Raw genomic sequence first — 17,916 nt, 5'->3', positions numbered from 1 at the left:
ATGGGCAAGGGCAACGTCACCACCACCTCCGGCTTCACCGAGCTTCCCGGCGCGCGCCGCCACCGCCAGACGCTGCGCCAGCGGCTGCTGCTGTCCTCCGCGACGGAGGCGCCCCAGCGCGGCGGCGGCACCCGGCGCCAGCGCCGCGCGGCGAAGGCGCAAGGGGGCATCGACTTTGCGCGGCTGGCGCTGCGCAGCGTGATTGGCGTGGCGCTGTCCACCCTGTTCGCGGGTGCGGCCTACGCCAACCCGCTGGAAGGCACCGTCACCGCGGGCGCGGCGACCATCCAGTCGGCGACCCCGAAGTCGATGGAGATCCTGCAGTCTACCGACAAGGCCATCATCAACTGGAAGTCCTTCAGCATCGACGCCGGTGAGAAGGTCACCTTCCAGCAGCCCTCGGCCTCCAGCGTCACGCTGAACCGGGTCACCGGCAACGACCCGTCCAAGATCATGGGCAGCCTGTCGGCCAATGGCACGGTCATGCTGGTCAATCCCAACGGCGTGGTGATCGGCGCCGGGGCGAAGGTGGACGTCGGTGGGCTGGTGGCGACCACCGCCAACATCTCCGACGCCAACTTCATGGCGGGCAAGTACCAATTCGACCAAGCCTCCACCAAGCCGAACGCCATGGTGGTGAACGAGGGCGACATCACCGTCAAGGACAGCGGCCTGGCCGCCCTCGTGGCCCCGCACGTCCGCAACTCCGGAGTCATCCGGGCGAAGCTGGGCAAGGTGGCGCTGGGCGGTGCCGAGACCTTCACGCTCGATTTCCACGGCGACGGGCTGATCAGCTTCGACGCCAGCTCCGCCGTGAAGACGGTGGCGAAGGACGCGGACGGCAAGCCGGTCGCGGCGCTGGTCGTCAATTCCGGCGAGATCGCCGCGGAGGGCGGCAGCGTCACCCTGTCGGCGCGCGCCGTGAAGGGCGTGATCGACAACGTCATCAACACCGACGGCGTCATCAAGGCCACCTCGGTCGGCAGCGCCAACGGCAAGATCGTCCTGTCGGGCGGCGACACCGGCAAGGTCACCATCGCCGGCACCGTCGACGCCAGCGGGCGCGGGGAGGGGCAGACCGGCGGCACCGTCGTCGCCACCGGCGCCGAGATCGCCGTGAAGAAGAATGCCCGCGTCGACGCCTCCGGCAGCAAGGGCGGCGGCGAGGTCGCCATCGGCAGCAAGACGGGCCGTTCCGGCACTTGGTCGGACAAGGTGACGGTCGAGGCCGGCGCCACCCTGTCCGCCGACGCCGTGAAGTCCGGCAAGGGCGGCAGCGTGACGGTGCTGTCGCAGAAAAGCACGAAGCACGCCGGTAAGATCTCCGCCCGCGGCGGTGCCGAGGGCGGCGACGGCGGCTTCGCCGAGGTGTCCAGCCATAAGGACATCACGCTGACCGGCAGCGTCGACCTGACCGCGCCCAAGGGCGCGGCGGGCACCTTCCTGCTCGATCCGGAAAGCCTGCGCATCGTCAGCTCCGCCGGGGGCAGCCAGGACGGCGCTGCGGCGGACGGCACGATCGGCGTCAACGACCCCAACCTGGGCAGCGGCGACGCCGTCAACACGGTGTCGAAGCAGGTGCTGGAGAGCATCGCCGGCAACGCGAACATCGTGCTGGAGGCGTCGGGCCTCATCACGGTGGAGACCAGCCTTGATCTCCAGACCACGGCGGGCCACAGCTTCACCCTGCGGTCGCTGACCACCAGCGGCATCGCCTTCACCGACGCCAGCTACGAGATCCGCACCAACGGCGGCGACATCGTGCTGGAAGCCAACGGCATGGCCAGCAACCTGACCAACATCGGGAAGCTGACGACCCGCGGCGGCGCGGTGCGGCTGACGGCCACCAACAACGTCCAGCTTGCCAACCTGATCGACACCACGCCGGTTTCGGGCAGCGTCGGGGCGGTCTCCGTCAGCGCTCAGGGCGGGTCGCTGACCGCGTTGGACGCCGGCCGGATCGTCGGCGGCCCGATCTCCCTGACCGCCGGCGGCGCCATCGGCGCCAGCGGCGCGGCGGTGTCGACCAGCAGCACCCAGCTCTCCCTGGTCACCGGCGGCGACCTGTTCGTCACCAACGACCGGACACTGACCGACCTCTCCGTCACCAGCACGCACCGGACGGTCGGGGCCGACAGCCAGTTCTTCCTCGCCTCCACGGGCCTGATCTTCACCGTCACCGATTCGTCCGGCGGCACTACGCTCGACACGATCAGCCAAGTCGGGGGCCTGAACAGTTTCGCCTTCCGCGGTGATCGCAACGTCCAGGTCGGCACGGTCAGCGCCGGAACGGGGTCCGTCGCGCTGACCAGCACCGCCGGCAACATCACCGGCACGGGCGCGAGCCTGCTGACCGGCGGTGCGCTGACGCTGACCGCCAAAGGTTCGTCGGGCAGCAACGGTGCCATCGGCACGTCGTCGCAGGCGCTGAACACCGCTGGCGCCAGCCTGACGGCCACGGCCGGCAGCGGCGGCATCAACCTGTCGAACACTGGCGCGCTGGCCTTGACCAATCTGACCAGCGGCGGCTTTACCACCATCGCGGCCACCGGCAACCTGACGGTCGGCGCGGTGGCCAGCGGCAGCAACACGCTGACCCTGACCAGCAGCGGCGGCAGCATCCTGAACGACGCCGACGCCTCGACCACCATCAGTTCCTACAGCTTGGTCCTGAACGCTGCCGGCAGCATCGGTACCAGCGGCACGGCCCTGACCGCCAGCTCCTACAACATCGACGCCACCTCCGGCGCGGGCGGGGTGTTCCTGACGACGTCGGGCTCGGCGGTGCTGGGTTCCATCGTCTCGACCAACGGCGACGTCGCGATCACCACCGGCGGCACGACCACCATCGGGACGATCACCAGCGCCAACGGGACCAGCAGCATCTCCGTCACGGCGAACGGCACGGTGTCCGACATCACCGCGACCACGGTCAATGCCGGGGCCAACGGCAACGTCACCCTGACGACCGCCAACGGCAGCATCTCCGGCCTGTCCGGCACGATCACCGGCGACAACGTCACGCTCGCCGCCGGAGGCAGCACCTCCACCGTGACGGTGAACACCGCGGCGAAGCGGCTGACGGTCACCAACAACGCGGGCAACGTCACGGTCTCCCAGACCGGCGCCGTGACCGTGGACAACATCACCTCCACCGGTTCGTCGATCTCGCTCACCGTGAACAGCGGCGCCGCCACGCTGGGGACGATCAAGACGACCACCGGCTCGATCTCCGTGACGGCGACCGGCGGAGCGATCCTGGGCAAGGACGCCAACAACCGGCTGTCCGCCAACGCCATCAGCCTGAGCACGGGCGGCGCCATCGGGAGCTCCGGCACCCGTCTGCGCACCTCCACGGGGTCACTGACGCTGAGCAACGTCGGGGATCTGTATCTCGACAACAGCGGCGTGATCCTGACCAGCCTGTCGATCACCAACCGCCATGTCGGTGGGGCCGCCAACGCGCTGGAACTCACCTCCGAATACTTCAACTTTGTGGTCGGCGACAACGGCACCGCGACCATTCTGGAAGCGATCGGCAGCCCGAAGCTCTCCACCCTCAACTTCAACAGCGACATCGACCTGATCGTCGGCGATCTGGCCACGGTGGGAACGGGCGGCACGGTCACGCTGACCTCCACCACCGGCAGCATCCGCGACGACGGCAGCGTGAACACGCGGATCAACGCCGACACCGTGACGCTGAGCGCCGCGGCGGGCAGCCTGGGCGACACCTCCGCTCCGCTGGCGCTCAACGCCACGAAGCTGACGCTGACCACCGGCGGCGACCTGCACGTCACCAACCTGTCCGACATGGCGGAGCTGACCGTCACCAGCACGCATGCGGACACGACGGTGGTGAACAGCTACTCGATCACCGCGCCGAACTTCGCCTTCGACCTGACCGACGACGCCACCAACGGCTACCTGCTGCGCACGCTGGTCGACACCACCGGCCAGATATTCTCCTTCAAGGGCGACCGCGACATCCGGCTGGGCCGGGTCGATCTGACCTACAAGAACGGCGTCCTTCCCGACAACGGGACGCCCTCGCCCAGCGAAACCTACAGCATCTTCAACGCCGAGACGACGAACGGCTCCATCCTGGACGACGGGTCGAAGACCACGGTGGTGCTGGCCGGTTCGGTCAACCTGAAGGCCAGCAAGGCGATCGGCAGCGGCTCGGGCACCGAATATCTGGACATCGTCACCCCGGTCCTCAACGCCAGGGCGTCAGACGGCGGCATCTACATCACCCTGCCGACCTCGACCGGCGTCAACAACCAGAAGAATCTCGTCACGCTGGGCGGCAGCTTCTTCAGCGCCGCCAACAACCCCATTGTGGTAACGGCGACGTGGGGCGACATCGCCTTCGGCTCCAGTTTCTCGTCCAGCGCCAGCAGCGACATCACGGTGAAGGCGACCCACGGGTCGATCCTGAACCCGAACAGCGCCGGCTTGCGCGCCAGCTCCACCGGAACGGTGACCCTGACCGCTGGGAAGGACATCGGCTCCGCGTCCAACGCCCTCGTCGTGCAGGGCGGAACCGTGGTTGCCAACGCGGGCGGCTCCATGTGGCTCGGCCTGAGCAGCAGCACGGTCAAGCTGGACAGCCTGACGGCGGGTGGCGACATCAGCGTCGCACAAACCAGTGGCACCCTGACCGTCGGGACGGTCAACGCCACCAACGGCACCGTCGAGTTGAAGGTCAGCAACGGCAGCATCCAGGGCGACGCCGACACCACCACCCTGATTTCCGCGGGCAAGGTGATCCTGAACGCCAGCGGCGGCGTCGGCAGCGTGAGCGCGCTGGATTTGGCAACGGCGAACCTGTCGATCACCGCGGGCGGGTCCATCGGCATCGCCGGCACGATGGCGCTGACCGACCTCACCCTGACGCGCGGCTCCTACTCCGGCGGCACCATCGGGATCACCACGGTCAATGGGCAGGTCTTCACCCTGTCGGACAGCTCGTCGCAGTCCACGATCCAGACCGTCACCAGCAGCACGGCGCTGAACTTCGCCTTCAATTCATCGCGCGCGGTCAAGGTTGGCACCGTAAACGTTGGAACGGGCGGAAGCGTCGCCATCGTCTCATCCAATGGCGTCACCAACACCGGCAACGGCAGCAAGATCACCGCCGGCAAGGTGTCGCTTGAGGCGGGAACCTCCTCCTCCATCGGTGATTCGACCCTCTACGGGGCTATCAGCCTCGACACCGGCGACCTGTCGGTGACATCGGGGCGCGACATCTACGTCGACAACAACGGGCGCGCCTTCAACAGCCTGGCGATCACCAGCACGAACGCCACCACGGCCTCCGCGACCAAGAGCACCTTCTCCATCGGCAGCACCGGGTCCCAGATCTACTCGCTGGCCGACAGCGGCACGGCGCATTCGATCGACATCACGGGTGCGGGCAACAGCAAATTCAGCTTCACCGGCAAGAAGCACATCGTGGTTTCCGAGATCGTCGCCGGCGGCGGTTCGGTCAGCCTGACCACCGCAGGCGGCGGGGAGAACTCGACGATCACCATGTCGGGCGGCGGGGCCATCGCGGCGTCCTCCGTCACCCTGTCGGCCAACGGCTCCGGCACCAACGGCGGCTCCATCGGCACCAGCGCACGGGCGGTGAAGACCTCCGCCTCGTCGCTGACCCTGGTGAGCAACGGCGACCTCTACATCAACAACAGCAACACCGCGCTGACCGCGCTGGACGTCACCGTCACGCACAAGACGTCCACCGGCACGGGGACCTACCAATTCAACGCCCTCGGCTCCAACCGCAGCTTCACGGTGACGGAAGCCAGCGGCGTCCAGACGCTGGCCCTGTCCACGCCGAGCAACGGCAGCATGGACCTGCGCTACAGCGTGGATCGCGGTATCGTGGCCGGCACCATCGACGCCGGCACCAGCTCCACCGGCTCGGTGGCGCTGATCTCCACCGGGGCGGCTTCGGGCGCGTCCGGTGGTATCTCCGTCAACGGGAACGGGTCCGACAGGATCACGGCGGGTCAGGTTTCCCTGACTGCCACCGGCACCAACAGCAACGTCGGCGGCGTCAGCGCTGTCCTGACCAGCACGACGAAGTTGGCCATCACGTCGGGCGGCAACGTTTCGGTCAACAACAACGACACGCTGTCCGAACTGACGCTGGACACCCGGCACCAGAAGTCCGGCGGCTCCACCAATAACTACACCATCACCTCGACCGGCCTGACCGCCACCTTCAGCGACTCCACGCAAACCGGCCTGACGGTGTCGAACGTCACCCAGAGCGGGCTGAAGCTGAACATCAGCAACGACAAGGCCCTGCGGATCGCCAAGATCGACGTCGGGAGCACCGGCACCGTCGATCTGACGGCCAATGCCGGCGATTCCGCCATCGACGCCACGAACAGCAGCGGCACGACCGTCACCGCGGGCAGCCTGACGTTGAAGGCGACCAGCGTCGGGCACACCAGCAGCGGCTCCCGCTTCACCACCCAGGTCGGCACCCTGTCGGCCGATCTGAAGGGATCGCTGACGCTCGGCAACTCCGGCACCCTGACGCTGAAGAATGTGAAGGCCGGTTCCTCGGCGGACATTCAGGTGACCAACAACGGGTCGCTCCTCCAATCCGGAACCAAGCCGCTGAGCGCGGACGAGGTGACGCTGACGGTCGAAGGCGGCTCCATCGGGGCGTCCGGCACGCCGCTGCTGACCGAGGCGCGGACCCTCAAGGTGACCGCCGGGCGCAACGTCTATCTGACGAACAGCGCCGACCTGTACGCCTTGAGCCTGGATGTCAAGCACGGCTCGGCCGGCACGCAGAATGTCTACGACATCCGGTCCGAGGGGCTGACCTTCGCGCTGACCGACAGCAACACCGGCAGCCAGTACACCCTGTCCAGCGTCGTGGACAGCAGCGGCCTCGACTTCTCGTTCAAGAGCGACAACAGCGTCGCCCTGGGCACGATCAACGGCGGCCTGTCCCGCAAGGTGTCCATCGAGACCACCGGCACCGGCAAGAACATCCTCAGCACCGGCAGCTCGATGGTGACCGCCGGCACGGTCACCCTCACCTCGACCGGGACCATCGGTCAGGCGGGATCGTCCTCCAACCACATCGCGACGATGGCCGACACGCTGGCGCTGACCACGGCGACCGACGCCTTCGTGGACAACGGCCGGGACCTGACCGCGCTGTCGCTGACCAGCTCGCGGACGACCGGCGCCGGCACCTATCAGATCAGCGCGCCGCAGCTCGTCTTCACCATGACGGACGACGGCACCACCTCCACGCTGAGCGAACTGACCGACAGCACCGGTCTTGCGTTCAAGCTGGACACCAAGCACGCGCTGTCCATCGGCACGCTGAACGTGCAGAACTGGGGCACCGTCGACCTGACCAGCGCCGGGAACATCCTGGGCGCCGCCTCGGCGAACGTGGGCAACCCGGCCAACCGCATCACCGCGGGCACCGCGACCCTGAGCAGCGGCGGCGGCGCCATCGGCTCCTCCAGCAACAAGATCCACCTGTCGGCGTCGTCCGCGACCTTCAACGTGAAGGGCGATCTCTACGTCGAATCCGACACCCGCATCGGGGCGCTCAAGATCAAGAGCACCTCGTCCAACATCGACAACCGCACCTACAACCTGACCGCGGTCAGCACGGCCGGCACGGCCATCGCGCTGATCGGCGCCGAGAGCAGCACCCAGACGGCGCTGGCCTCGCTGACCGACGCCAGCGGGGTGCGCTTCACCTTCGACAGCCACCGCAAGTTGGTCGTCGGCGGCCTGGACGTCGGCAAGACCGGCACGATCGCCCTGATCGCGGACCCCGGCATCGTCGGGAACGGCCATTCCGTCGTCAAGATCAACGCCGGCGTCGCGAGCCTGACGTCCTCCTCCAACGTGGTCGGTGCGCAGGGAGGTGAGTTCATCAGCATCACCACCGGCAACCTGACGGTGAACGCCAACAATGGCGCCGTGATCAACCTGCACGGCTCGACGGTCATCGACTCCATGAGCTTGGCCGGCGCGCTGACCCTGAACAACTCGACCGGCGACATCGCGCTCGGCTCGATCTCCATGGGCGGCGCCAACGCGGTCATCAACAATCAGGGCGGCTCGATCCTCAGCGGCTCGATCAGCGGCAGCAATCTGCTGACGCTGACGGCGACTGGGTCCATCGGCAACGTCTCCGCCATCTCGACGTCGGCCGGTTCCGGCGGCACCACGACGCTGACCGCCAGCGCCGCCGGCAGCATCGCGGTGTCGGAAGGCAGGGCCCTGACCGTCCAGTCGGTGGTGAGCACCGGCGGCGGTGCGATCAAGTTGTCGACCGGTTCCTCGGGGACCAGCCTCCTGACCGTCGGCACCGTCACCACGACCGGGACGGTGACGCTGACCAGCAGCGACGGCAACATCCGCGCCAACAGCGGCAATCTGGTGACCGGCGGCAGCGTCGAGCTGTCCGCCATCAAGGGCGGCATCGCCGACACGGGCTCCACGCTGAACGTCGCGACGACCGACCTGACGCTGAAGACGCCCGGCACCTTCAACGTCGCCGACACGCTCGACCTCGCCAAGCTGACCATCGACCGCACGCCCTCCACCGGAACCGCCACCTCCGGCACGATGAGCCTGACGGCGACCAACCTCAGTTGGAACGTCACGGACAGCGGCGGCGTCACCACCTTCACCACGCTGACCGACAGCACCGGCCTGGACTTCACCTTCAAGGCTCCGGGGGCGATCGCCATCGGCACGGTGACCACGGGCGCTTCCAGCACGGTCAGCCTGACGGCGACGGGCAACAGCTCGACCGCCGGCAGCATCACGGCGGTGAACAACAGCTCCATCATCACCGCCGGCTCCCTGAAGCTGGACGCCCAGAAGAAGACCAACGAGCAGACTAACAGCAGTTCCATCGGCACCAGCGCAACGGCGCTGGGCATGAACGTGTCCAGCCTGACCGCCAGCAGCGGCTCCGGCGGGCTGTTCGTCAAGAACGCGGCGGGGCTGAACCTCAGCTCGATCACCACGGGCGGCGCCCTGACGGTGATCGCGGCGACCGGCGACCTGACCGTCTCCAACCTCTCCTACGACAGCAGCAAGGCGCTGACCCTGACGGCGACGGCCGGCCGGATCCTCAACGGCGGCTCCAGCCTGAGCCTCGGCACCGGCAGCGCCACGCTGACGGCGGGGACCGGCATCGGAACGGCGGACTCGGCGTTCAAGGTCACGACGTCCAGCACCGGGGCACTGACCACCAACGTCACGGGCGCGGGCGGCGTCTACCTCGACATCGCCGGGTCTCTGACGGGCGGGCTGACGGCCGCCGTCCAGAACGGCCCGGTGGTGGTGTCGGGCAGCGGCAACATCACGCTGACCAACGTCGCCATCGCCACCGACGCGGCGGGCAACAGCATCACCGTGACCTCGACCGGCGGGTCCATCACCGCCGGGACGGTGACGGCGGGGGCCAACAACGGCTCGGTCACGCTGAGCGCCACCGGCAACGGCGGCAAGATCCTGGCCGCCAACGGCGGCTCGGCGGTCACCGGCAAGACCGTCGCGCTGAACGGCGCCGGCGGCATCGGCACCTCTTCCGCCCGTGTCGGCGTGGGCGGGGCCCAGGTGCAGGTGAACGGCGGGTCGGGCGACATCTATCTGGGCATGACCGGCGCCACCGCGCTGGCCTACGCCGCGACGACCGGCGGCAAGATCGACGTGCAGGCCGGCGACCGCCTCCAGGTGGTCAGCGCCAGCACCGGCGGTGGGGCGATCACCATCGCCTCCACCGCGGTGGACGCCGACATCATCGCCGGCGGCATCAACGCCGGCAGCGGTGCGGTCATCCTCAGCTCCAGCGGGGGCGGCGTCTATGACGACGGCCTTGCCGAGACGCGGATCGTTGGCGGCTCGGTCTCGCTGACCGGCGGGAAGGGCATCGGCACCTCCAGCCGGTCGGTCCAGACCACCACTCCCGGCCTGACCATGGCGAGCGCCAACGGCAGCGTCTACGTGACCGACGACACCGCCGCCGGCGTCGCCGTCGCCTCGGCCACCGCCTCCAACGGCTCGGTCACCATCGCGTCGGCCGGCACGATGACGGTCCAGTCGGTGTCGGCCAACACCACCAGCGGAGCGGTCGCGCTGACCGCCGCCGGCTCCATCCTGGGCAGCGGCAATGGCACCCATGTGACTGGCCATTCGGCCAGCCTGACCGCCACCGGCGGCAGCATCGGCACCGTCACCGACGCCGCCACCGGCGCCGGCACGCCGATCAAGATGAACGTGTCGAGCCTGACCGGCCTGACCGCCAACGGCACCACACCGGTCATCTCGGTCGACAACATCAACAGCGCCGCGCTGTCTCTGGGCAACAACCTCGTCACCCTGGGGGCGGGCGGGTCCGCCTACATCCGCACGGCGGGCAACCTGGACGCCAGCGCCGGCCTGTCGATGACCAGCGGCAACCTGCTGCTGCAGTCCGGCGGGGTGCTGACCCTGCCGACCGCGGCGATCAACCTCGGCACGGGCGCGCTGACCCTGAAGGGCGCCACCGACGTGGTGGCCGCGGGCGCCTCGCCGCGCTCGCTGTCGATCACCGCGGGTTCGCTGACCTTCGCCAGCGGTTCCAACGGCGGCAACACCACCCTCAACACCACGGTCGGCACCATCGACGCCAGCCTGACCGGCTCCGGCAAGAACCTGACCGTCAACAACACCGGCACGCTGACGGCGGCGACCCTCGGCGCCAACGGCACCGTCACCGCCACCAGCAGCACCGGCATGACGGCGACCTCGGTGACCGGCGTCGGCACGGTCAGCCTGACCGCGACGGCGGGCAGCCTGACGGTCGGCACGGTCAACGCCGGGGTGAGCGGCGTCATCAACCTGTCGGCGGCGGGCGGCAGCCTGCTGACCGGCAACGGCACCAGCCTGACCGGCGGCGCGCTGAACCTGACCTCCAACACCGGGATCGGGACCAGCACTGCCGCCTTCACCAGCACCATCGCCAACGTCTCGGCGATGGTGACCGGGACGGGCGGAATCTATCTGGCCGGCACCAGCTTCAACCTGGGCAATCTCGCCACCACCGACGGCGACATCGCCGTCACCGCCAGCGGCGCCATTACCGACAGCAACGCCACCACCGGAATCAACGCCGGGAACAGCGGCAACGTCTCCCTGATCTCCACGGGGGGGGCGGTGTCCTTGACCAGGGCGGTGTACAGTGTCGGTTTGGACGCCACCCGGGCCAGCGTGACGGTGCAGGGCACCAGCATCGCCCTGGGCAACGTCACCACCACGGGCACGCAGACCTACACCGGCAACACCACGCTGGGCGGCGCGCTGTCCGGCAAGTCGGTGACCGTCACCGGGAACCTGACCCTGTCGGGCGCCAACCGCACGGTGACCGCGACCGGCGGCGACCTGTCGGTGAGCGGCACGCTGAACGGCGGCGGATACGGGGCGACCCTGCTCGCCGGGCAGGGCGCGATGACGCTGGGCGGGGCGGCCAGCAACCTGGCCTATCTGACGGCCACCGCCGGGACCATCGGCCTGCGCGCCGTGACGACGGCGGGCGCGCAGACCTACACCGGCGCGACCAGCCTCCAGGGCGCCTACGCCACCGGAAACGGCGCCTTCACGGTGACCGGCGCGACGACGCTGGCGGGCGGCACCACGGTGAACTCCGGCAGCGGAAACGTGCTGTTCAGCGGCACGGTGAACGGGGCCAACTCACTCGTGATCACCAGCAGCGGCGCGACGCAGTTCACCGGTACGGTGGGCGGCACGACGGCGTTGACGAGCCTGACCATCGATGCCGGCGGGACGGCCAGCGTGAAGTCGGTTTCGACCACGGGCGGACAGACCTACAGCGGCACGGTGACGCTGGATGGCACCTACACCACCGGCGCGGTCTTCTCGGCCATCGGCGCGGTGACGCTGGGCGGCAATACGACGGTGGACGGCACGTCGAGCGTTCTGTTCATGAACACGGTGGACGGCGCCTATGCCCTGGCGGTCAACAACAAGGGCATGGCGCAGTTCAACGGCGCTGTGGGCGGCACGACGGCGCTGATGAGCCTGACTACGGACGCCGGCGGCTCCAGCAGCCTGAAGTCGGTGACAACCAACGGCGCCCAGACCTACAACGACGCTGTGACGTTGGACGGCACCTACACCACCGGCAGCGGCGCCTTCACCGCCAACGGTGCGGCGACGCTGGCCGGCGGCACGACGGTGAACGGCGGGTCGAGCGTGCTGTTCGCCGGCACGGTGGATGGAGCCTACGCCCTGGCGGTCAACAGCAAGGGCGCGACGCAGTTCAGCGGCACGGTGGGCGGCACGACGGCGCTGGCCAGCCTGACCACCGACACCGGCGGCACCAGCAGCCTGCGCAGCGTCACCACCACGGGTGTCCAGACCTACAACGACGCGGTCACCCTGAACGGCACCTACGCCACCGGCAGCGGCGCCTTCACTGCCAACGGCGCGGCGACGCTGGGCGGCGGCACGACGGTGAACGGCGGGTCGAGCGTGCTGTTCGCCGGCACGGTGGACGGTGCCCAGGCCCTGGTCATCAACAGCAAGGGCGCGACGCAGTTCAGCGGCACGGTGGGCGGCACGACGGCGCTGGCCAGCCTGACCACCGACGCCGGCGGCACCAGCAGCCTGCGCAGCGTCACCACCACGGGTGTCCAGACCTACAACGACGCGGTGACGCTGGACGGCACCTACACGGGCGGCACGGTCACCGTCAACGCGGCGACCACGCTGGCCGGGGCGACGACGGTGAACGCCGGGACGGCCACCTTCAACGGCGCGGTGAACGGCGCCCAGGCGCTGACCATCGCCGGAACGGGCACGACGCAGTTCAACGCGGCGGTGGGCGGCACGACGGCGCTGGCCAGCCTGACCACCAACGCGGGCGCCACGGCCAGCTTCCTGAACGTCTCCACCACGGGCGCCCAGACCCACGGCGCCGCCACGACCCTCAACGGCACCTACACCACCACCAACGGCGCCTTCACCGCCAGCGGTGCGGTGACGCTGGCCGGTGACACGACGGTCAACGGCGGGTCGAGCGTGCTGTTTAGCGGCACGGTGGACGGCGCCTACGCCCTGGCGGTCAACAACAAGAGCACGACGCAGTTCACCGGCACGGTGGGCGGCACGACGGCTCTGGCCAGCCTGACCACCGACGCCACCGGCACCAGCAGCCTGAAGTCGGTGACGACGACGGGCGCCCAGACCTACAACGACGCGGTGACGCTGGACGGCACCTACACAACCAACAGCGGCGCTTTCACCGCCAACGGCGCGGCGACGCTGGGCGGCGGCACGACGGTGAACGGCGGGTCGAGCGTGCTGTTCGCCGGCACGGTGGACGGCGCCCAGGCCCTGGTCATCAACAGCAAGGGCGCGACGCAGTTCAGCGGCACGGTGGGCGGCACGACGGCGCTGGCCAGCCTGACCACCGACGCCACCGGCACCAGCAGCCTGAAGTCGGTGACGACGACGGGCGCCCAGACCTACAACGACGCGGTGACGCTGGACGGCACCTACGCCACCGGCAGCGGCGCCTTCACTGCCAACGGCGCGGCGACGCTGGGCGGCGGCACGACGGTGAACGGCGGGGCGAGCGTGCTGTTCGCCGGCACGGTGGACGGCGCCCAGGCCCTGGTCATCAACAGCAAGGGCGCGACGCAGTTCAGCGGCACGGTGGGCGGCACGACGGCGCTGGTCAGCCTGACCACCGACGCCGGCGGCACCAGCAGCCTGCGCAGCGTCACCACCACGGGTGTCCAGACCTACAACGACGCGGTCACCCTGAACGGCACCTACGCCACCGGCAGCGGCGCCTTCACTGCCAACGGCGCGGCGACGCTGGGCGGCGACACGACGGTGAACGGCGGGTCGAGCGTGCTGTTCGCCGGCACGGTGGACGGTGCCCAGGCCCTGGTCATCAACAGCAAGGGCGCGACGCAGTTCAGCGGCACGGTGGGCGGCACGACGGCGCTGGCCAGCCTGACCACCGACGCCGGCGGCACCAGCAGCCTGCACTTGGTGACGACCAGCGGCGCCCAGACCTACAACGACGCGGTGACGCTGGACGGCACCTACACGGGCGGCACGGTCACCGCCAACGCGGCGACCACGCTGGCCGGGGCGACGACGGTGAACGCCGGGACGGCCACCTTCAACGGCGCGGTGAACGGCGCCCAGGCGCTGACCATCGCCGGAACGGGCACGACGCAGTTCAACGCGGCGGTGGGCGGCACGACGGCGCTGGCCAGCCTGACCACCAACGCGGGCGCTACGGCCAGCTTCCTGAATGTCACCACCACAGGCGCCCAGACCCACGGCGCCGCCACGACGCTCAACGGCGCCTACAACTCGCTCAACAGCCCGATCACCTTCAACGGTGAAACGACGCTGGCCGGGGCGACGCTGGTGGATGCAGGCTACGGCACGATCACCTTCAACGGGACGGTCAACGGCGCCCAGGCGCTGACGGCGATCTCGACCGGGGCGATGGTGTTCAACGCGGCGGTGGGCGGCACGACGGCGCTGGCCAGCCTGACCACCGGCACGGGCTACACCAGCCTCGTCAACGTGACCACGGCGGGCGCCCAGAGCTACGGCGGCGAGACCAGCCTGATGGGCACCTACGCCACCGGCAACGGCGCCTTCACCGTCGCCGGCCCGGTGACGCTGGCGGGGGCCGCCACGGTCAACGCCGGCAGCGGTGCGGTGACCTTCAACGGCACCGTGAACGGCGCCCAGGCGCTGACCGTCAACGGCAGCGGCGCCACGCAGTTCAACGCGGCGGTGGGCGGCACGACCGCGCTCGCCAGCCTGACCACCGACGCCGACGGCACCACCAGCCTGAAATCGGTGACGACCAGCGGCGCCCAGACCTACAACGACGCCACGACGCTCAACGGCGCCTACAGCTCGCTCAACAGCCCGATCACCTTCAACGGTGAAACGACGCTGGCCGGTACGACGCTCGTGGATGCAGGCTACGGCACGATCACCTTCAACGGGACGGTCAACGGCGCCCAGGCGCTGACGGCGATCTCGACCGGGGCGATGGTGTTCAACGCGGCGGTGGGCGGCACGACGGCGCTGGCCAGCCTGACCACCGGCACGGGCTACACCAGCCTCGTCAACGTGACCACGGCGGGCGCCCAGAGCTACGGCGGCGAGACCAGCCTGATGGGCACCTACGCCACCGGCAACGGCGCCTTCACCGTCGCCGGCCCGGTGACGCTGGCGGGGGCCGCCACGGTCAACGCCGGCAGCGGTGCGGTGACCTTCAACGGCACCGTGAACGGCGCCCAGGCGCTGACCGTCAACGGCAGCGGCGCCACGCAGTTCAACGCGGCGGTGGGCGGCACGACCGCGCTCGCCAGCCTGACCACCGACGCCGACGGCACCACCAGCCTGAAATCGGTGACGACCAGCGGTGCCCAGACCTACAACGACGCGGTCACCCTGGACGGCGCCTATCAGGCCGGCACGGTCTTCTCGGCGGCGAAGGCGGTGACGCTGGGCGGCGACAGCCGGATCACCGGCACCGGCGGGATCGTCCTCGCCTCGACCGTGGACGGTGGGCGGGCGCTGACGCTGGCCAGCGGCAACGGCGACATCCTGCTCGGCGGTGCCGTCGGCGGCACCAGCCGTCTTGGGGCGCTGGCGATCAACGGCGGCGGCACCACCACCGTCGCCGGCGCGGTGAGGGCGGCCTCGCTGGCCACCGACGCCGCCGGGATCACCATCCTGAACGGCGGCAGCGTCGACACCACCGGTGCGCAGAGCTACGCCGACGCGGTGTCGCTTGGGGCCGACACCGTCCTGACCGGCACCCAGGTGTCGCTGTCGGGCGGCATCGATGCGGCGGAGACGGGCCGTCAGAGCCTGACCATTGCCGGCAACGCGGCGCTCGCCGGCTCCCTCGGCACCCGGCAGGCGCTGGCCGCGCTGACGGTCGGCGGCGAGACGCTGCTGACCGGCGCCACGGCGGTCACCAGCGGGGCGCAGACCTACGGTGGTGCGGTCCGTCTGGCCGGCACCCCGTCGGTCCTGACCGGCACCGGCGTCACCTTCGCCGGGACGCTGGACGGCGGGCAGGCCCTGACCGTCAGCAGCGGAACCGGCGACGCCGTCTTCGCCGGCACGGTCGGCGTGACGGAGCGGCTGGGCGCCCTGGCGGTGAACAGCGCCGGCCAGACCCGCTTCGCCCAGTCGGTCCGCGCGGCCTCGGTCGTCACCGACGCAGCGGGCACGCTGGCCCTCAACGGTGGTTCCATTGACACCACCGGCACCCAGACCTACGGGGAGCGGGCGGTGCTCGGGGCCGACACCCGTCTGACCGGCGGCACCGTCGTGCTGGCCGGCGGGCTGGACGCCGCCACCCGCGGCGGGCAGGGGCTGACCATCGCCGGCAACGCCGTCATCAACGGCGCGGTCGGCGGCACGCAGGCGCTGAGCCGCCTGTCGGTGACCGGCACCGCCGCCCTGAACGGCGGCGCGGTGACCACCGTGGCGGAGCAGAGCTTCGGCGGCGCGGTGACGCTGGGGACCGACACCGTCCTGACGGGCGGGACCGTCTCCCTGCTGAGCGGCGGCAACGCCGCCAGCGCCGGGGGACAGGGGCTGACGGTCGAGGGCGACGCCGTCCTGGCGGGAGTCTTCGGCGAAACCGGCGCCCTGCGGCAGATCGCCGTCAGCGGCGGCACCCGCCTGGATGGCGCGACCGTCACCACCACCGGGGCGCAGCGCTTCGGCGGCGCCCTGACGGTGGCCGCCAACAGCGTCCTGACCAGCAACGGTGGCGACCTCGTGTTCGGCGGGGCCGTCGACAGCGCCAACCGTTCCGCGCTGTCGCTGAACGGCGCGTCCATCCGGGCGGTGGGGGACATCGGCGCGTCGGGCCTGATGGGCGATGTCACGGTCCGGACCTCGGGCGGCGTCTTCTACGACGGCGCGGTGACCGTGCGCTCGCTGACCCAGACGACGGGCGGCGAGGGCCGCTTCGCCAAGGCGCTGACCGCCACCGGGACGGATGGCCTCCGCCTGACCGGCGCCGGCTTCACCTTCGGCGCGGCGGTGAACAGCGCGGGCTCGCTGGCCTTGGTCACGACGGACGGGTCCGGCATGGTGACCTTTGGTCGCGATGCCACGGTTGTCACGGAGGGAGGCTTTACCCAATCCGGTGGATCGGGCATTGTTCTGCCGGCCAGCATTACGGCCAAGACCGGCCCGATCACGCTGGGCGCCGTGGCGTTCCTGCCGGACGGCCAGGCGTCCATCGCGGCGGGCGGCCCCATCACCATGGCGGGGCTCCAGGGCAAGGCCACCGCGCTGACCATGGCGTCCGACGGCGGGGCGCTGCTCATCGGACAGGAGGCCGGGACCGCCTTGCAGAAGATCGACGTGCTGAGCCTGACCGTTCCCAAGGCCGGTTCCGCCCGGATGTTCGGCACCGTGGCCGGCAAGACGGACGCGTTGGCCGCCAGCGCGATCGACAGCCCGCTGCGGGCCGCCCCGTACTTCATCAACAACACCCCCTGGGGTCCGACGCAGCAGGTCAGCCGGGTCGCCGCCACCGTGGTGGTGGTGGTCCCGGTTCCCAGCACCCCCGGCGTCACCAGCCTGTTTACCGGTGCGATGACCCACGCCGGCCTCACGCCGAACGCCCTGGCCGCCTACGCCGCGCCGCAGGTTCTGACCCTGGCCGGCACGACCCCGTCCCTGACCGGTGTGGGGGCGCAGCCGGAGGTTCTGTCCACGGGCGCCGGAACCACCCCGTCCACCACCCGTGCCGGCGCACAGCCGGAGGTCCTGACCACCGGTCCTGCACCGTCCGCCACCGGCAACCAGCAGACGGCGAAGGAGGAGGCGCGCTGA

The 17,916-nt window shown here is 70.0% G+C and carries 1 protein-coding gene; it reads left to right on the top strand.

Annotated elements, in window-relative coordinates:
• Window positions 1-17,916, top strand: coding sequence for a filamentous hemagglutinin N-terminal domain-containing protein (locus tag ACWPXE_RS00345; protein ID WP_454016197.1), 17,916 nt, complete (start codon window positions 1-3; stop codon window positions 17,914-17,916).

This window comes from Azospirillum sp. Marseille-Q6669, assembly GCF_965111635.1.
Note: the sequence above shows the minus strand (reverse complement) of the source record. Positions and strands in the feature narration are given on the sequence as shown.

Bases quoted from the DNA above. Each gene is read 5' to 3' on its own strand.
- ACWPXE_RS00345 (WP_454016197.1), top strand. From the start codon at position 1: ATGGGCAAGGGCAACGTCACCACCACCTCCGGCTTCACCGAGCTTCCC.